The organism is Paenibacillus sp. FSL P4-0081, assembly GCF_000758565.1.
Taxonomy (GTDB): Bacteria; Bacillota; Bacilli; order Paenibacillales; family Paenibacillaceae; genus Paenibacillus_AQ; species Paenibacillus_AQ phytohabitans.
This window is the reverse complement of record NZ_CP009280.1, coordinates 5,603,306-5,622,564: the sequence shown is the minus strand read 5'-3', so window position 1 is coordinate 5,622,564 and position 19,259 is coordinate 5,603,306. Positions and strand designations below refer to the sequence as shown.

At 52.2% G+C, this 19,259-nt stretch carries 13 protein-coding genes; 6 read left to right on the top strand and 7 right to left on the bottom strand.

Going from position 1 to position 19,259, the window contains the following annotated elements; genetic code table 11:
- Positions 1-7: 7 nt before the first annotated feature.
- Together P40081_RS24245 and P40081_RS24240 are read left to right on the top strand one after the other, a co-directional pair.
- A complete protein-coding gene (locus P40081_RS24245; RefSeq protein ID WP_042141385.1) occupies positions 8-3,196 on the top strand; it encodes an alpha-mannosidase in 3,189 nt (1,062 codons plus the stop codon).
- Positions 3,197-3,466: 270 nt separating this feature from the next.
- On the top strand, positions 3,467-4,018 hold the full coding sequence (locus tag P40081_RS24240; RefSeq protein ID WP_042138830.1) for an SMI1/KNR4 family protein: 552 nt from the start codon (positions 3,467-3,469) through the stop codon (positions 4,016-4,018).
- Positions 4,019-4,094: 76 nt separating this feature from the next.
- Here P40081_RS24240 and P40081_RS24235 read toward each other — a convergent pair whose 3' ends face one another.
- Both P40081_RS24235 and P40081_RS24230 read right to left on the bottom strand, forming a co-directional pair.
- A complete protein-coding gene (locus P40081_RS24235) occupies positions 4,095-5,834 on the bottom strand; it encodes an ABC-F family ATP-binding cassette domain-containing protein (RefSeq protein WP_042138829.1) in 1,740 nt (579 codons plus the stop codon).
- A 105-nt stretch (positions 5,835-5,939) separates the two neighbouring features.
- The gene (locus P40081_RS24230; protein WP_052421963.1) at positions 5,940-6,863 is read right to left on the bottom strand and encodes an AraC family transcriptional regulator; all 924 of its coding nucleotides are present in this window, start codon (positions 6,861-6,863) and stop codon (positions 5,940-5,942) included.
- A 150-nt stretch (positions 6,864-7,013) separates the two neighbouring features.
- On the opposite strand from P40081_RS24230, the gene P40081_RS24225 reads away from it, so the two are divergent.
- A complete protein-coding gene (locus P40081_RS24225; RefSeq protein ID WP_042138828.1) occupies positions 7,014-9,674 on the top strand; it encodes a glycoside hydrolase family 78 protein in 2,661 nt (886 codons plus the stop codon).
- A 548-nt stretch (positions 9,675-10,222) separates the two neighbouring features.
- On the opposite strand, the gene P40081_RS24220 is transcribed toward P40081_RS24225, so the two are convergent.
- Positions 10,223-11,110, bottom strand: coding sequence for a LysR family transcriptional regulator (locus P40081_RS24220; RefSeq protein ID WP_042138827.1), 888 nt, complete (start codon positions 11,108-11,110; stop codon positions 10,223-10,225).
- 152 nt (positions 11,111-11,262) lie between these two features.
- On the opposite strand from P40081_RS24220, the gene atoD reads away from it, so the two are divergent.
- Genes atoD through P40081_RS24205 form a run of 3 tightly spaced genes read left to right on the top strand, consistent with a single transcriptional unit; the run spans position 11,263 to position 13,782 of the window.
- A complete protein-coding gene (atoD, locus tag P40081_RS24215) occupies positions 11,263-11,922 on the top strand; it encodes an acetate CoA-transferase subunit alpha (RefSeq protein WP_076245753.1) in 660 nt (219 codons plus the stop codon).
- A gap of 1 nt (position 11,923) precedes the next feature.
- Complete coding sequence (locus P40081_RS24210; RefSeq protein ID WP_042138826.1) at positions 11,924-12,595, top strand: 3-oxoacid CoA-transferase subunit B; 672 nt, start codon at positions 11,924-11,926, stop codon at positions 12,593-12,595.
- Positions 12,592-13,782 (top strand): acetyl-CoA C-acetyltransferase, encoded by a 1,191-nt coding sequence (locus P40081_RS24205; RefSeq protein WP_042138825.1) that lies wholly within the window; start codon positions 12,592-12,594, stop codon positions 13,780-13,782. Before P40081_RS24210 ends, P40081_RS24205 begins: the two co-directional genes overlap by 4 nt.
- A gap of 575 nt (positions 13,783-14,357) precedes the next feature.
- Here P40081_RS24205 and P40081_RS24200 read toward each other — a convergent pair.
- From P40081_RS24200 to P40081_RS24185, 4 genes are all read right to left on the bottom strand, one after another.
- On the bottom strand, positions 14,358-16,535 hold the full coding sequence (locus tag P40081_RS24200) for a serine hydrolase domain-containing protein (RefSeq protein ID WP_081970075.1): 2,178 nt from the start codon (positions 16,533-16,535) through the stop codon (positions 14,358-14,360).
- Between the two features lie 30 nt (positions 16,536-16,565).
- Positions 16,566-17,651 carry a DUF5808 domain-containing protein gene (locus P40081_RS24195; protein ID WP_042138823.1) on the bottom strand — a complete coding sequence of 362 codons (1,086 nt, stop codon included), beginning with the start codon at positions 17,649-17,651 and terminating at the stop codon, positions 16,566-16,568.
- A gap of 2 nt (positions 17,652-17,653) precedes the next feature.
- Positions 17,654-18,049 (bottom strand): GntR family transcriptional regulator, encoded by a 396-nt coding sequence (locus tag P40081_RS24190; protein ID WP_042138822.1) that lies wholly within the window; start codon positions 18,047-18,049, stop codon positions 17,654-17,656.
- 420 nt (positions 18,050-18,469) lie between these two features.
- Positions 18,470-19,255, bottom strand: a complete 786-nt coding sequence (locus P40081_RS24185) for a 3-hydroxybutyrate dehydrogenase (RefSeq protein WP_042138821.1) — start codon at positions 19,253-19,255, stop codon at positions 18,470-18,472.
- Positions 19,256-19,259 lie beyond the last annotated feature (4 nt).

Sequence of the window (19,259 nt, the reverse complement as noted above, 5' to 3'; positions counted from 1 at the left end):
AATGGGAATGTTTTGGACTGAAGAGAAGCTTGCACTGCGGTTGAAGGAGCTGGAGGGTTACCGGTACCGTGAGGTTATTACGCTTGATGAATGGCTGGTTACAGAGGATCAGGAGGGTGACAATGGTGTCTATCCGTCCGCCCCGGAAGGAGACAAGAAGCTTCGTATAGGGGATTACTGGACCGGCAGTGATGTGTATCTGTGGCTGCACCGCAAAATAACCGTACCCGCAGCTTGGCAGGGGAAACGTATTGTAGGTATATTCGATTTCGGCCGGACAGGCGGGGGCAACAACAGCGGCTTTGAATCCCTGCTGTTTCTGGACGGCAAGCCGTATCAGGGTGTGGATTCCAATCACCAGGAGGTGTTTCTTGAAGCAAATGCCGCTGGCAGGGAGCTGGACTTCACCTTCCGCCTATGGTCAGGCCTGAACGGAGACGGCCAGCTGATTGCTCAGGAACACCGGATCAAGCAGGCTGAGCTGGCTTATCTGGATGAATCAACCGACAACCTCTATTATACAGGCCGGGCGGCACTGGATACTTTCAAGCAGCTTGCCGACAGCCAGATCGAGAAGCATGAATTGCTGATGGCATTGAACCGCTCGTTTAACAAGCTGGACTGGTCAAGGCCCGGCAGCGCAGATTTCTATGCTTCAGTCCAGGAGGCTGAGGAGAGCCTGCTCGAGGCCCTGGCCCTGCTGGAGCAGCAGCATCCGGTTACGGTAACCGCGATCGGCCATACCCATATTGATGTGGCCTGGTTATGGCGGCTTACCCATACCCGGGAGAAAGCGGCCCGCTCCTTCTCCACAGTGCTTCGGCTGATGAAGCAGTTCCCGGAGTACATCTTCCTGCAAACCCAGCCGCAGCTCTATGCCTACATCAAGCAGGATTATCCGGAGATTTATAGCGAAATTAAGCAGCGGGTGGAGGAAGGCCGCTGGGAAGCCGGAGGTGCAATGTGGCTGGAAGCGGACTGCAATCTGACCAGCGGCGAGTCGCTGGTGCGCCAGATTCTATACGGGACAAAATTTTTCCGCGAGGAATTTGGCGTAGACTGCAAGTACCTATGGCTGCCGGATGTGTTCGGCTACAGCTGGGCGCTGCCGCAGATTCTGCGCAAGTCGGGCATTGACACCTTCATGACGACCAAGATCAGCTGGAGCCAATATAACCGCATGCCGCATGATACGTTCCAGTGGAGGGGCATTGATGGCAGCGAGGTACTGACCCACTTCATCACCACACCCGAGGCTCCTGATTCCAGTGCCTGGTACTATACGTATAACGGCCTTATTGAGCCTTTCTCTGTGCAGGGGATCTGGGACCAGTACCGCGACAAGAACCTGAACCGTGAGCTGCTGCTCTCCTACGGGTATGGCGACGGCGGCGGCGGTGTGAACCGCGAGATGCTGGAGATGCGGCGGAGGCTGGATACCATGCCGGGGCTGCCGCAAGTGAAGCCGGGCCGTGCGGATGACTATTTCGAGCGGCTGCATGAAACGATAGAAGGCACCGATCAATATGTGCATACCTGGGACGGGGAGCTGTATCTGGAGTTTCACCGCGGGACTTACACCAGCCAGGCTTATAACAAAAGAATGAACCGCAAGCTGGAGCTGCTGTACCGCGAGGCGGAGTGGCTGCAGATACTCCTTGCTGCGGAGACAGGCGGATATGCACAATATCCTGCGGAATCGCTCCTGGCAGGCTGGCAGATTATTCTGCGTAACCAGTTCCATGATATTATCCCCGGCTCCTCCATTCATGAGGTCTATCAGGATTCACGGCTGGAATATGCCGAAGCAGAGCAGCTGGGCCGGGCTGCCCTTGATGCTGCGGCGGATGGACTTGTCAAACTGAAGAGCCCTGATGCTGCATCAGCGGGTGAGGATGACCCGGCGGATACCGCGTCACACAAGGAGTACACGCTGTTCAACAGCTCCCTCTTTGGAGGTCCCCGTCTGGCAGCCGTCCCTCACAGCGCAGAGATTGCCGTCTGGACGGATGCCGCCGGCAACCCGCTGGCCGCCCAGCGCTCCGGCAGTCAGTGGCTGGTCGGGGTAGAAGCTGTTCCGGCGATGGGGAGTGTAGTGATCCGCGCTGCACAACCCGCCGCTTCCGGAGAGAATCCGGAACCGTCCGTTCCTTTTACCTGGCAGGATTCAACACTAACAACACCTTATTATATTCTGGAGTGGAATGCAGCCGGACAGCTGAGCCGGATCTATGACCGCAAGGAAGCGCGCGAGGTGCTGGCAGCGGGCGAATGCGGCAATCTGCTGCAGGTATTCGAGGATAAGCCGAAGATGTTCGACGCCTGGGATATCGATCTGTATTACCAGGAGAAAATGCGGGTAGTAAGCGATCTGCGCTCTGTAGAGCTGACCGAATGCGGCCCGCTGCAGGCAGTGCTGAAGTTCACCTGGAAGTACATGGATTCCTCGATCACCCAGAAGGTTAAGGTATATGCCGGAAGTGCACGGATTGACTTCGAGACCCTGGTGGACTGGCATGAGCAGCATCAGCTGATGAAGGCGGCATTCCCTGTTGCCGTCCGGGCTACAGAAGCTACCTATGATATCCAGTTCGGCAACGTGAAGCGGCCGACCCATTGGAATACAAGCTGGGATTATGCCCGGTTCGAGAGTGTCGGCCACCAGTGGGCTGACCTGTCGGAGCGGGGCTATGGCATCAGCCTGCTGAACGACTGCAAATACGGATACGACATCAAGGATCACACGATGAGGCTGTCGCTGATCAAATCGGCAACCAGCCCGGACCGGCTGGCTGACCAGGGCGAGCACCGCTTCACGTATGCCTTGCTTCCGCATAAAGGGGATTGGGCTGCGGCAGGCACGGTGCAGGAAGCGTGGGCGCTGAACAATCCGCTCCTCGCTGCAGAAGGGGGTTATGCCGCCGGTAACGGCAAGTCGCTGATCACCTGTGATGTGCCGAACATTGCCGTCGATGCCGTTAAGCTGGCCGAGGATGGCAGCGGATGTATCGTCAGACTGCATGAGTATACGGGAACACGCAGCACGGCGAATATCGGCAGCGATTACTCCGCCGTCTCCTGGCAGCTGCGCGATCTGATGGAGCGTCCGCTGGAGACTGAAGCGGTGGACGGACCGGCCATCCGCCTTGATTTCAAACCGTATGAGATTCATACGCTGCATGTTGTTTTTGCCTGATGTGAGCGTTAATTATGCATTGATTGACCGAAAGATCCCCGGACTCCGGGGATTTTTTGCTTTTTTGCGGGAGAAAAGCCGCCCTGCCGAATAATGGTAAGCCGGACCAAATCAAACCGAAAAGAGGCGATCCCCTGATGTTCAAAGGACAAAAGTATTAGATTGCGGGTACTTTCATTAAGGGCAGGATTGTTTAAATACTAAGCGAATACCCTAGATATGATGGGTTTTACAAATCAATTGGTGGTTTTTTTATGAGGGGGAGGGCAAATGTCAAAATTAATAACCGCATCCTTAGAGGCTTTAAAGAAGGTAATTTACAATAACAAAAATTTTTCTATACAAAGAAATTTAGGATTTCAGCTTACATGTAGATTTTCATTTTCTAAGCCCGTCTTATTGAAAGAAATCGAGGATTTTGAAGCGGAGACGGAGTTAAAGCTGCCTGAGGATTATAAGTTCTTTTTGTCTCTTCATAACGGAATGGAATTATATAAGGATGTTGAAGAATCGGCACCTCATTGGCATATTTTTGGAGTGGATGAAATTCTAGATGCATTGGAAAAGTTTCCAACCCCTGAGCACGTATACGTTATAGCAAAATTCAGTGAGACTTTAATATGTGTAAATAGCGATTATGTAAAGCAAGGCAGAAAAGACTATCTGTTTGACCAGTCAATCTATACCTCAGCTCGTGATAATGGTGAGCCGCTTAATTTAAGCTTTGAACTATGGCTCGATCGATTACTTGTATCGCAGGGGGATCAATTTTGGTTATGGAACGGCATCACACCAGAGAATCTTAATAAATATTTTCCATAAAACAGCAAAAGAAACCCTAAATATAAGGCTTCTTTTGTCGTTTTTTTCTGACAGGTGAATCCTATTTAGTTATCATTTACAGCTGCTTAATCAGCTCTTCCAGCTCATCCATCAAACCTTGTGCAAGTTCAAAATTAGCAGCTTTCAAAGCCAGCTCGATTTTCGTTTCCACTGCTTTTTTATTTTGTTCCAGTTCCAGATAGTCCTTATCAAAGTGCCGGGCATAAATCATCTTTTTGAATTTCTTGATCGTCATCTTTCTAATCGTCTTGCCGTCAATGATCAGAACATAATCCATCCCGTTTACCACGGAATAGAAATCATGAGATATCATTAGAATCGAACCCTTATAGTTCTGGATTGCGTTCTCCAGTGCGATTTGTGTATAGGTGTCCAAATGGCTTGTCGGTTCATCAAGCAGCAGTACGTTCGCTTTACTGGCCGAAACTTTAGCCAATTGAAGCATATTTTTTTCGCCGCCGGATAAAGATTCTATCTTCTGATTAAGGATTTCTCCCTCAAAGCCGTAGCTTGAAAGATGCGATCTAATCTCATCATACGTTGCGAACCCGGCATCGATGAATTCCTCCAGTATGGTATTAGAATCCTTCAGCATTTCACCTTGAAGCTGAGATAAATAAGTCACTTTAGCATCCGGATTTACTTCTATTGCATCATGATTATTTCTATAAATCTCCCGGAGTAATGTCGTTTTCCCGGTGCCGTTTGCACCGATAAGGGCTACTTTATCCGTAGATTTGATCTCAAAGGTAACATTTTCTAACAGCAGTTCATCAAAGGAAACGCTATAGTTATTAACAGTTATAACAGTGGTGTCTTCCAGTTCATGATCGATACTGAAACGGATATCCGGCTGCTTAATCTCGACGAATGGAGCTTTAATTCTGCGCGCTTCCAGTCTTTCCTGAAATTTAACTCTGGCTTTTAGCGCTCTCCCTCTGGAGGCTTCTGAATTATAAGTTGCGATTGCTCTAAGGTTATTGACGATGCTCTCGTTTCTCGCAATTTCTTCCTCTTCAGCGATGGCGAGCTCCTGCAGCTCAATTTTGGTTTGCAGCAAGGAGAAGTTGTAATCAATATACCGCCCGTCAAACTCCTGGATCTCCTTGTTTTCAAGGTGCAGGATTTTGTTGAAGCAATGATTGAGCAGATAGCGGTTGTGCGTAACCACCAGCAGTATGCCTTTGTGGGCATTAATAAGATTCTTAAGTGAATTTAGGTTGTCAAAATCTAAAAATACATCGGGCTCGTCCATAATCATGAAGTCCGGACGGCTGAGCATTTCCTTCATTACTTGAATGAGCTTGAATTCCCCGCCGCTCAGGTCAGATACCCTGACATCCTTTAGCTTCATGAGGTTTGCCAGATTTAGCTTCTTATTAATATTGCTTTCGTAATCATTCCCGTCCATAGCATCGAAGGCGTCCAACGCTAACTGATACCTTTCCAGCAGCGAATCCATATCCGAGGAGGTTTCCATTTCAGCCAAAATAGAATTTATTTCATTCTGTACCTTAATAAATTCTTCGCCGATATATTCAAAAACGGTTGTATCTTTAGTTTTTTCCGGTTGGGAGAACTGGCTTACATACCCGATGCTGCAAGTAGGATCTATCTCTAACCTGCCCTCAAACAGATATCTTTCCGGGTCCATCAGAATATCGGTCAGTGTACTTTTCCCGCTGCCGCTTGTTCCAATGAAAGCACAATGCTGTGCGGCTTCAAGCGTAAAGGAAATATCTTTATATAGTTCTTTTTGCGGGAATGAGAAGGATAAGTGTTCTGCTTTTATCATAGTGTTACCTTTCTTTCTAACTAAATTTGTGACTATTTTAGGATGTATTGAAGAGCACAGATGTTGAGTTTACCGTTGATAGCCTAACACTATTTACAAATAACATCAATCATTCTGCGTTAAAGTTGTTTCTCCCGGCTCCGGCCTCTTCAGATGCTTCCTCCCGGACGCCTGCCGGTAGCTCCCCGGAGTGGTGCCGATAATCCGCTTGAACACCAGATTGAAGGTCTTCGGGTCATGGTAGCCGACCTGCTCCGCAATGAGCTGAACGGGCGCCTTGGGCTGCTGAACCAGCAGCAGGCAGCTTTTCTGAATCCGGACATTCTGCAGGTAATGATGGAAGGTCTGCCCGGTATTCGCCTTGAACAGCCGCTGAAGATGCCTTTCACTCCAGTCAAAGCTGCGTGACAGACGCTTCAGGGTGATTTCCTGCGCGTACTCCTGGTTGACATAATTCAGAATCTGCAGGAATTGCGTCTGCTTGTTCAGCGGAAACTGGACCTCGTCATGCCTGAGCCGGTAGATACTTATCAGCAGTTGAATGAACAAGGTCAGCAAATAGCTGCCCGCGCCGGTCTGCGGAAGATGAACCTCCCGGTGAAGCGCCAGAAACAGGCTCTCGATGGAACCGTTCAGATCCGTCACGGAGAATGCGGGCAGCTGATGATTGCGGATCTGCTCCAGGTAGGAGGCAATCGGCGGGTCCGGGATCAGAGCGGCAAGGTTGTCCAGCAGCTCCGGCTTAAACAAACAATTGTACACCACGAGCGGCTCACGGAGCGGGCTGGGTGAAGACGGACGGAAGACATGGGAGACTCCTACGGGAATATAGTACAGCTGGCCCTTGCCGGTCTGCTGAGCCTGCTGCCCGATATAATGGAAGCCTTTGCCTTCGGCAACGAAGGTCAGCTCCATGAAGTCATGGGAGTGAAGCGGAAGATCATAGTTCTCGGTAGCGCGGTTCACATATAACTGGAGATTGTTCTGGAAGAAATACTCTCCTTTTAGCGTATGATTGGCTGAATGCATCAGTTCACTCCTCTAAACAACAGAATGTCCTTTTTACCCCGGTGAAATGTCCATATTGCAGGTCATTTAAATGCTGCGGAATTCTATAATTGTAATAGAAAGCGTTTCATATTTATAGGGGCAATCCCAGAAAAGACGGGGTGTAATGAAATGATAGCTGTTCATAAATTACGTGTGGAGTACAAAGACAATCCGCTGGGGCTGGATGTCCGTTATCCAAGAATCAGCTGGCAGCTGGATGCGGATGAGCGGGATGTCATGCAGCAGGCGTATCAGCTTCAGGCAGCAATGGATCAGGACTTCGGAAGCACGGTATGGGATTCGGGCAGAGTGGAGTCCGGACAATCCCTGCATATTGAGCTGAAGGAGCTGCAGCTGCAGCCTAAGCAGCGCTATTATTACCGGATCAGAGTATGGGATCAGCAGAACCGGCCTACAGAGTGGTCGGATACCGCCTGGTGGGAGACGGGCCTGCTCTCGCCGGAGGATTGGGAGGCAGAGTGGATTACAGCGCCGCTGGCTTGCCTGGATGTCCAGGCAGAGCAGGCTCCGCTGCTGCGGCGGAGCTTCCATGTAGACCGGCAGGTCACCCGGGCCAGAATGTATGTGACCAGTCTCGGTCTCTACGAAGTTGAGCTGAACGGTACAAGAGTCGGCGGGGATTATTTGACCCCCGGCTGGACCAGCTACAGTACCCGCCTGCAGTTCCAGACCTATGACATTACAGGGCAGCTGGCAGTGGGGGACAATGCGGTTGGCGCCTGGCTGGGGAACGGCTGGTACAAAGGAAACCTGGCCTGGGATAACAAAAAGCATGTGTTCGGCGACCGCACGGCCCTGCTGATGCAGATTCATCTCATCTATGCGGACGGGGTGGAGCAGATCATCGGAACGGATCAGGGATGGACAGTTTCGCCCGGGCCCCTGCTGATGTCGGAGATCTATCACGGCGAAACCTATGATGCCCGTCTGGAGCAGACCGGTTTCAGCAGGGCGGATTACGATGACAGGGTGTGGGTTCCTGCGGAGATCCTTCCGTACACCAAGGATATTCTGCTGGCCCAGGAGAATGTTCCTGTGAAGGCTGTAGAGGAACTGATACCTATAGCAATCATGCGCACTCCGGCCGGGGAGACTGTGCTCGATATGGGCCAGAATATGGTCGGCTGGATGCGCTTTACGGTGGAAGGGCAGGCAGGACAGGAATTTCAGCTGCGGCATTTCGAGGTGCTGGATCAGGAAGGCAATGTGTACACAGATAACCTGCGGGCGGCGAGACAGACGGTTACGTATATTGCCAAAGGTGGAGGCCGGGAGAGCTTCCAGCCGCGTTTCACCTTCCAGGGCTTCCGGTATGTGCAGCTGACCGGCTTCCCGGAGGACCTCAATCTGCAGGATTTCGCAGGTGTTGTCCTGCATTCGGATATGGAGCCGACCGGCAGCTTTACCTGTTCAAATCCGCTGCTGAATCAGCTGCAGCATAACATTCTCTGGGGGCAAAAAGGCAATTTCGTCGATGTGCCGACAGACTGCCCGCAGCGCGATGAACGGCTCGGCTGGACCGGGGATGCGCAGATGTTCATCCGTACGTCGGCGTATCTGATGAATGTGGCCCCCTTTTTCAGCAAATGGCTCAAGGATCTGGCGGCCGATCAGCTGGATAACGGCGGTGTTCCGTTCGTAATTCCTCATGTGCTGGATGAGAATTCCCATTCTTCCGCGGCCTGGGGCGATGCGGCTGTCATCTGTCCGTGGACGATTTATCAGTGTTATGGCGACAAGCGGATTCTGGAGCAGCAGTACAGCAGCATGCAGGGCTGGGTGGAGTATATCCGCCGGCAGGGGACGGATGAATTCCTGTGGAATACCGGTTTCCATTTCGGAGACTGGCTGGGCCTGGATGCCAAGCCGGACAGCTACATCGGCGCTACGGACAGGGACTATATCGCGACTGCCTTCTATGCCTATTCTGTAGAGCTTATGGGTAAGACTGCGGCAGTGCTGGGCAGAACAGAAGATGAGCAGTACTATTCACAGCTGCATGCGCGGATCAAACAAGCTTTTAACCGGGAATTCATCACGCCTGCCGGACGGATAAGTGTAGCTACACAGACGGCCTGTGTGCTGGCGCTGATGTTCGGTCTGGTGGAGAGAAAAGCGCAAGAACGCACGGTTGCTAAGCTTATAGAGCTGCTGGAAGAGAACAAATATCATCTCACCACAGGCTTCGTCGGCACGCCTTATCTGAATCTGGTGTTGGCTGGAGCGGGGCATTATGATGCTGCCTACAAGCTGCTGCTGCAGACCGATTACCCTTCCTGGCTGTATCAGGTTACCCGGGGGGCGACGACCATCTGGGAGCATTGGGACGGGATTAAGGAGGACGGCAGCTTCTGGAGCAAGGATATGAACTCGTTCAATCATTATGCATATGGGGCGATTGGCGATTTTCTGTACCGCTGTGTTGCCGGCATCGAGCAGGTGGAAGAGTATCCGGGTTATAAGCAGTTTCTGATTCAGCCGCATCCGGGAGGCGGACTGACTTCGGCTGCCGCCGGGCTGGAATCTATGTACGGGAAGATCCGCTCCGAGTGGACGCTTGATTCCGGCAAAATAGAGCTGGTGACCGTAGTTCCCCCGAATACCTCGGCTACTGTACTGCTCCCGGACGCTTTGCTGGCGGGTGTGCTGGAGAACGGGCAGGAGCTTCAGGCGGTCCGCGGTATTCATTCCGCCGAGCAGCAGGAGCAGTCGGTGAAGATTACGCTCGGCTCCGGTAAATACAGATTCGGATATGCCTTACGAAAGTAAGCGGTATAGCAGAGTTCCTGTGGAATGACGGGGCTCTGCTTTTTGTTGATTAGGAAATTATGAAATTCGTCTGTTGTGGATAAATTTCATTGGAATTTGGTTGGATAATTCAACTTCTGGTATGTGGTTTGATTCGCCCTTAGGACGAATTTGTTCTTATGCAGCTATATAGATTGAACTTCGGGAATAACCTACTCCATAGAACTCTGCGTTTGCAAATCCATTGGAGAGTAACTAGCGTGAAGTGCATAGCATTTAATTGTATTTTCTGCAGTTAAAAGACGGCGAGATTCCGGATTTTCCGGGTTAACTGTATTCTGTACAACTAAAAAAGCGGTGAGTCCCCTTTTACGAAATATGTGGATTTTTAAGTGTAGAAAGTGCAATTAAAACCCTCGCAGCGCAATAATCGCCCGCTTTAGTTGTACAAAATACAGTTATAGCTTAGACGGCGCGAATCCTGGCCCAGCCAGCTGTCCAAACGGGGAGCCCGGGACTAATCCGAAGGATTACCAGTTCAAGCTATCAAGCTATATAGTCACATTGCGCTATACAACCAGGGAATGATCCTCCAGGAAGCGGATGAATTCCCGCATGCATTTACTGATGTAACGCTCCTTGTTCCAGATCAGCACAACGTTCCACGGAATGGACGGATTCCGCAGCGGCAGAATGCGCACATTCTGGTTAGATACCTTCTCACAGAGCGGCTCAGGCAGGAAGGCGATGCCCAGATTGGCCGACACTAGCTCGACCAGCAGATCCCATTGAGCACTTTCATAAGCGATATTGGCTTCAAACCCTGCGCTGATGCAGGCTTCGATAATATGCTGCCGCATGGCGAACCCCTTGGCGAACAGGATCAGCGGCTCTTCCCGGAGATCGGTCAGCGAAGCCTCTTCAAGTGCCGCCAGCGGATGTGACTTATGGACAACAATTGCCAGATTCTCACGGACAAAAGGCTTGATTCCGAAGCTGCCCTCCCGGACGGGAAGCAGGACGGCGCCCAGATCAATGCTGCCCTCCAGCACCATATTCTCAACATTCTTCGAGCCCTGTTCAATGAGCTCGAAGGAGATGTTGGGATATTTTTTTTGGAATGGAGTCACGACTTTGGGGACAAAAACGGAGCTGATCACCGGAGGAAGGCCAATCTTGATCGTACCGGTCTTAAGGTTGCTGATGTCGTCCAGCGTCATATGCAGATTGTCCACTGCGGCAATAATCAGCCTGATCTGCTCCATCGCCGCTGTTCCGGCATCGGTCAGCCTGACATATTTGCCTGAGCGGTCAAACAGGATGACGCCAAGCTCGTCCTCCAGGCTCTTAACCATCTTGCTGAGGGTGGGCTGGGTCAGGTGAAGCTTCTCCGCCGCCTTGGTGATGTTGTGCAAATTGGCCACTTCCAGCACGTATTTCAGGTTCCGTACATCCAAAAGTAAGCGCCTCCAATCTATGATATATTTTCATGGTTTGCATGCGATGTCTGAATTTTACCCCTAAAAAAGCGCGTTGTACACTGTATACATAAAGACATCCGCATCACATTTGTCAATGGGCTGCAGCAAAAAAACAGGAGGGGTTCGGTGTGGGGAAAGTAACGACGCTTGAAGAAATAGGCGAACTTGTGCATGACGGTATGACCATTATGGTTGGCGGTTTCATGGGAACCGGAGCACCTGATGCACTGGTAGGCATTCTGATGGACCGGGATATCAAAGACATTACGCTGATCTCCAGCGACACGGCTCTGGTCGATACAGGAGTAGGCCCGCTGGTCTTGGGCCGGCGGCTGAAGAAGGTGATCGCTTCGCATATCGGCACCAACCCGGAGACGGGCAGACAGATGCTCGCCGGGGAGCTGGCGGTGGAGCTGGTGCCACAGGGTACGCTTGCCGAGCGGGTGCGGGCCGGCGGTGCAGGGCTCGGCGGCATTCTGACGCCGACAGGAACGGGGACGATGGTCGCCGACAACAAGCAGACGCTGACCATTGAGGGCAGGGAATTTCTGGTGGAGCTGCCGCTGCGGGCGGACGTTGCACTGCTGAAAGCACACAAAGCGGATAAGTCGGGCAATCTGGTGTACCGCAATTCGGCGCGCAATTTCAATCCGCTGATGGCGCTGGCCGCCGATCTGGTCATTGTTCAAGTGGATGAAATTGTGGAAACCGGGGAGCTTGACCCCAATATTGTGGTTACGCCGGGTGTCCTGGTCGATAAAATCATCTGCTATAAGGAGAGTGAATAACATGGATACGAAAGAGCTGATCGCACGCAGAGCGGCAGTTGAACTGCATGACGGGGACGTAGTCAATCTGGGCATCGGGCTGCCGACGCTGATCCCGGATTATCTGCCGGCAGGCATCAACATTATTCTGCAATCCGAGAACGGCTATATCGGACTTGGACCGGTGCAGGATACGATCATTCCCGATCTGGTCAATGCAGGAGGCAAACCGGCTAACATTCTGCCCGGGGGTTCCTTTTTCGACAGTGCCACTTCCTTTGCGCTCATCCGCGGCGGACATGTGGATGTTACCATTCTTGGCGGGCTGGAGGTAGACGCGCACGGCAATCTGGCCAACTGGATGGTTCCCGGCAAAATGGTGCCCGGCATGGGCGGCGCCATGGATCTGGTCACAGGTGCAAAAAAAGTTATTGTCGCTATGGAGCATACCTCCAAGAACGGTGCTTCCAAAATCGTAAGCGACTGCACCTTGCCCCTAACCGCGCGCGGCGCAGTATCGATGATTATCACGGAGCTGGCGGTATTCCGTTTCACCCCGCAGGGGCTGGTGCTGGAAGAGCTGGCTCCGGGCGTTGAATTGGAAACGGTTACAAATAGAACGGGTGCAGCGTTTACGGTTTCTGCGGATCTGTCTCCCATGCGGAATATCCCTTCGAATGAGGTGTTGTTATGAATACAGCCCAAGAAATTGTCATTGTCAGTGCGGTGCGGACGGCACTCGGCACCTTTGGCGGAAGTCTTGTCGGAATTGCCGCTGTAGATCTGGGGGCGCTGGTCATCAAGGAGGCGCTGCAGCGGGCGGGTGTTGCTCCGGAGCAGGTCGATGAAGTCATTATGGGCAATGTGCTTCAGGGCGGGCTGGGCCAGAATCCGGCGCGTCAGGCGGCAATGAAAGCGGGCATTCCAGTAGAGGCCTCAAGCCTGACTATCAATAAGGTCTGCGGTTCGGGCATGAAGGCGGTTCACCTGGCTGCGCAGAGTATTATGGCGGGAGACAGTGAGATTATTGTAGCCGGCGGGATGGAAAATATGTCGAAAGCGCCTTATGTGCTGGATCAGGCCCGTTACGGCTACCGCATGGGCAACGGCACACTGATCGATACGATGGTAAGTGACGGCCTGACCTGCGCGTTCAACCAATACCACATGGGGATCACGGCTGAGAATGTCTCCGAACAATTCGGGATCAGCCGCGAAATGCAGGATGCCCTGGCGGCGTCCAGCCAGGAGAAGGCCGTGCGCGCCATTGAAGCAGGCCATTTCAAGGAAGAAATCGTGCCTGTAGTCATTCCGCAGCGAAAAGGCGATGCCATCATCTTCGATACCGATGAGTTTCCGCGAAAGGGAACAACGGCCGAGAAGCTGGCAGGCCTGCGCCCGGCCTTTAAGAAGGACGGCAGTGTAACCGCCGGGAATGCCTCGGGCATTAACGACGGTGCTGCGGCGCTGGTCATTATGTCGGCGGAGAGAGCTGCGGCGCTGGGGCTGAAGCCGCTGGCGCGTATTCTGTCCTATGCGTCCGGAGGTGTTGATCCTTCCATCATGGGGATGGGGCCGGTTCCGGCAACGAAGAAGGCGCTGCAGCGGGGCGGCCTGACGATCAGCGATATCGATCTTATCGAGGCTAACGAGGCGTTTGCCGCCCAGATGCTGGCAGTAGGCCAGGCCCTGGACTTCCCGGAGGAGAAGGTCAATGTGAACGGCGGGGCCATCGCCCTGGGCCATCCTATCGGTGCAAGCGGCGCTAGAATTCTCGTAACACTGGTACATGCACTGAAGCAGCGCGGCGCACGCACCGGTCTTGCCACGCTGTGCATCGGCGGCGGGCATGGCGTCACGACAATTATCGAGCGGATATAGAGCAAAGATTCGCGAAGATAGAGCAAGGATAGAGCGGATATAAGCTGCAGACATCCGAGAAGGCGGCATCCTTGCCAGGATGATCAGAAGGTTTGTGAAATATAGAACAATATTATTGCAGGCAAAGCTCCTATCACTGGAGCTTTGCTTTTTTTGAAATATTACGCCAGAATTTATATGCTTCTCATGATAACTTATCCTTCTATTTCTCGCTGAAACGCTCCGTCCTTTAAAGGACGGTGCGTTTCCACTTGATAGCAAACTGTCAGGCCAGCTGCCCCTCCCCAGGTTCATATATCCTGAAGCGGACTGAGATTCCGTTATCTTATTCATTTGAACCCAAAAGAAGGCATTCCAGGTCAATTAAGCGATTCCGATTAACCGGCAATTTCGCCGAATTTACTCAAATAACGGATTCTCAGTCCTCTTCGGTGAAGGACTAATGCTCACAAGACTACTTTCATTTCTCGAAAAAAATACAAAACGCTTTACGGCCGGCCGGGCACACGTAACATCAAGACGCATCCGCGGTGCCGGGCCTCCAGAGTAATGATGAAGAACTACCCGTTACGACGTTATTGCACTGAAACCTCAAACTTCGTGCCGGCATCCCCTGCGAACACAATCGATCCTCCCGCAGGCAGCGTGATCTGATCCTTGCCTCCGATGACACTGAAATAGATGCATGTTCCCTTGGCATCATAAATGGCGAAGGAGGCTTTCGAGGGCATACTCACCTTGATGTTCTTGCCCCCGTCTTTGTCGCTTATCGTATACCACCTGGCGTATCCGCTGTGCGGAATCGTTACGGTTGACTTCTTAGCGAAATTAGTAGGCTTCACGGCGTCCTCGTTCACTAAGATGAATCCGGCAAGATTCAAGTACTCAACGCCATTTTGTGTAAAGAACGTAAGACCGGAGAGATCCCGCCCGCGATTTCCCGGAATTTGCAATTCGGAGACGGCTGAATCCGGACCGGTTATTCGCTTATCGAGCACGAACCCCGGCAATTGCTCCGACACATTCAATTCGGTGGGAGGCAATACGAGATAACCGAGCGACGTATACTTCGCATTCAGCAGATAATACTTCTTGCCGTCGCGCTTCATCCATGCTTCCCTGGTTTCTGCCGGAAGCTCTTGGGGCTGGAGCTTCTCGGAAGTGTACTCTGACGATGCGGTCTGCCCAAGACCCGGCACCGAAACGTATTGACGAATCCATAAGTAGGTGCGGCCGTTCTCCTCTATCACGAAGCTGACCATCGCATCTCCATCCGAACTATGAAACATGCCGTCCCTTGAATAGTTGAAGATCTGTTTCGGATAATTGGAGGGCTGTTCCGAAGTAAGGGACAAGACGCCGCCTGCGGATATTTTGATATTCATCGTTGTACCAGTCGCGCCATAGATTCCCGAATACTGCAGCATGGACTCCGGCATGTCAGCTTGTACCGGCGCACCGTATGACTTCTCAGGCTTAAATTCAGTAATTGTACCTTTTTCCTTCAATGCCTGCAGCAGAATTTCGTTCGCCATGAGCTGATTGTACATGCCGCTCCCGCCGGAAGAGACAACAGCTGCCGCTATGTCCTGTCCGGGAAGCACAACGAGCGACGCCTTATAGAGAGTGATTTCCCCGCCTTTGGTCAGCGCCTTTATTCCGTATTCACTGAAGGGATACAGATCGACACTGTCCCAGCCGAGACCGTATCCGATGGAGTTGTCCGCATCGTCAGGCCAGAGTGGCGTCTTATACTCGTCTTGTGCCATGAGCGCAGCCGATTTGCCGGCCAATACTTCTTCCGCTTCTCCCGTGAAAAGTTGCGAGAACCGGGCCAAATCTTCCGCTGTGGAATAAATGCCGCCCATTCCGATCGCGTTGACCGTCTGGCCCGGAAGTTGTCCGGGATATGCAGGATAATAGAGTCCCGCCATCTTTGCCCTGTCCGGTGAATCGAGCGGCGTCAGCGTATTCATCATACCCAGGGGTTCCGTAATATACCGGTGGACATAAGAGGTGAAGTCCATGCCGCTGACCCGCTCGACCAGAATCTCGGCCAGTGTAAATCCGTCATTGCAGTACACCGAATAAGCGCCCGGGTCCGCCTTCAAGGTCTGACCGGACAGTTGCTTCAGCAGTGTGTCGTGGGCATAAGTATCGTTGTCTTCGAATAAATCAGCGTTCACGTTCGACGATCCGTTCAGCCCGGAGGAATGATTCAGCAGCATGCGCGGCGTAATCTGCTTGTAGCGTTCATCCGTCATCGTAAACTCCGTGATATACCGGATGACCGGTGTGTCGAGACCGATTATCCCTTGTTCGGCCAGCTGCATAACGGCAACCGTGGTAAACATCTTACTTATCGAGGCGATCCCGTACATCGTGTCTTTCGTGAGCGGGTTCAGGCCCTGCTCATCATTCTTGCCGGATTGGCCGGATACGGTGATGCTGCCATGATCGATAAGGGCGTATTGCACGCTGTTCGTGGCATATGTAGTTGTGAGAAGTTCTGCTTTCTCCTGTGCGGCTTGCCGGGTAATTTCGTAAGTGGATACAGCTTGCTGTGGAGGCGAGTCCGCTTCCGCCGTTGACACGGCTTGCGGAGCAGCACTTGACAGGGTTACCTCAGCCGTATTCAGTGCTTCTGCTACGTTCTGCATTTCAGCCACTGGTGTGTTGTCATTGCAGGCGGTTAGTAGGAGAAGCAGACACAAGAATAGTACAGCTGCGGTTCTCCACCGATTTCTTATCATTTGAACTCCCCCTCTCCAGGATTTCTTTATTTATTGAAGATATTTATTGAAGATAGGATAGCAAATTATAAATTCGATCACGAGAACGGCTAGGATGGCGGAGATTATGGTCTTGCTGCGCGAATTGGCCCAATTGATCGTCCAGCCGAAACCACGGGTGTTCGGAACGATCAACGCCGGATCTTCAGGATTCACGTAGAGGCGGCCAAGCCACTTCCAGTGCTTTTCCTCCAGCGACGGAACGTCCCTCAGCTGATCAATACCCTTGATTCGCATATACAGGATGACGCCGAACAGTGCGACTAAGAGTGCTGTACAGAGCCACATGCCGGAGAGGAAGAGCAGATTTCCCTTCCAGCCGTACAATGTTATGGCTTGCGCCACCCCGTAGAATACAACCATTAAGAGCGAGGCGCCCCAAGCCAGAAGCGAATGGATTCTCTTGTGCTTCAACTGTTTCTGCAGCGAACCTTCCCGGTCCTGGGGGTCCAGCGATGTTCTGGCACGGCTGATCAGCAGGTTGTAGCAGACGAACACGGTAATATTCAGTGCTTGCACGAAGTTTAAAGAGAACACCGTCCAACCGGTTTTGTAAAAGCTACAATTTCCGAGATGCAGCACTTGCGGAATTCTATCCCACCTGGCAATAGCAAAGGAGATGCATAGCGCGATAACGCCGGCATTTGCCGAGTACCACCAAGAGCTAAGCACCGGGTTATGCATCCGGCCGGCCGTAAGGCTGGCTGTGCGCTTCTTCTGCACTACAGCCTTCCAGCCTCTGGCTGCCTTCAAGTGTTGCGCGGATATCCGGCTTAGCCGGGCTGCGAAGGATGAAGCAATCATTAAAAGCAAGATGGATGACGTCAAAATCAGGAGACCCCGCGCCGGTTGTTGGCGTAGCCAGAACAAGCAGGCACCCCCGATGACAACCGCAAAACCGCAGGTCAGCAAAGCGTAATTCCGGCGGATGGCACGAACGGACGGATCCTTCAGGGCCTCCTCCGGCAGCACAATGCCGAATAGTACGGTCTGCAAGCCGATGTAGACCTGTAAGCAGAGCATCAGAGCAATCATCGAATAGCTGCTGGATATAATAATCATCTGTTCTTGTGTCACCGTTATTCCCCTCCACGGTTCGTAATTATATCCCGGTATACCGATTTGCTCTCCTGCGCGAATACCTCTTCCGCCATGCCGCGTACCGCAGCCGCTGCCGCAAGAGAGCGCAGCTGCCGCCGGAGCTTTGCCTCGAACGCCTCCGTCACACCGGGCATCCCGTCCGGCTGAACAATAACGCCCGTCTTCCGGTGCACTTGAAGCAAGCCTTCCTGCTTAAGCAAATTGTAGGCTTTGTTGACGGTATGGAGATTGATCCCGAGGTCCTCAGCCAATCTCCGGATCGACGGAAGCGGATCACCCGGCTTCAGCTCGCCTGACGCGATCCCTTCGGTCAATTGATCGGCCAGCTGCGTGTACAGCGGGGTGTCCGATTGCAGATCGAGCTCTATGAACACGAATATCCCTCCTTATGGTTATTTCTGTATTCAAAATACATTTTGTTTGTTATATTACATATATAACATATATATTGAAAGTGGTGCAAGATTCAGCAGAAAATTGTTCCACTACCGTGTGATTAATGCTGATGCATATGGATATATAAGGTAATAGAATTATCTACCAACCGCTATTCGAATACGTCTCGTATGACGTTCACTGGGTGATGCTAGACAGGCGCCTGTTAAGGATCCTGGTAAGAAGAATCGAAACTATGTATGAAATAGAACAGCAAGCTCTGGAAGCAGCAATTGACTTAGACAACAATACGATTGAATACATTGAACTGAGCTTGAGCAGCTATAACATAAAGCAGCGGTCCCCCAGTTAACGGGAGGACCGCTGCTTAACTTTGTATGAGGACTGAATAATCTGGCTTACTGCGCAGTATACCCGCCATCGATCAGCAGGGTAGAGCCGGTGACGCCCCCGAGGCGCTCGCTGGCGATCAGCATGGCGTAGTCGGCGATTTCTTCAACGGCCAGCAGGCGTTTCTGCGGGACGAGCGGATAGATGACCTCCTCCAGTACGCTCTCCAGCGGCACGTTCCGGGTTCGGGCCAGATCCTCCATTTGTCCGCGCACCAGCGGGGTATCCACATAGCCCGGGCAGAGGGCATTAACTGTAATGCCGTGCGCAGCGCCTTCCAGAGCGGCGACCTTGGTCAGCCCGATCAGGCCGTGTTTGGCGCTGTTGTAAGCGGCTTTGCCGGCAAAGCCGATGACTCCGTTAATGGAGGCCATGTTAATGATGCGGCCGTAGCCTTGCTCCTTCATAATCGGGAAGGCATGCTTGATGCCGATAAAAGCGCCGGTCAGCATCACCTTCAGCATGAACTCGAATTTTTCCACGGGGAAATCCTCAATCGGCGACACATGCTGCAGCCCGGCGTTGTTCACCAGAATGTCCAGTCTGCCATAGACTTCTTTGGCTTTGGCGATAGCTGCGCTGTATTCCGCTTCCAGGGTAACATCGCATCTCAGGCCATAGGCTTCATAGCCCTGGGCTTGCAATTCTTCGGCAGCGTTGACGGCCAACTCCTCACGTACATCGGAAATGACTACTTTGGCGCCTTCATGGGCGAACTTGCGGGCAATCTCCAGACCGATGCCGCTGGCAGCGCCGGTGACGAATGCTACTCTATTTTCCAAAAATCTGCTCATTTCT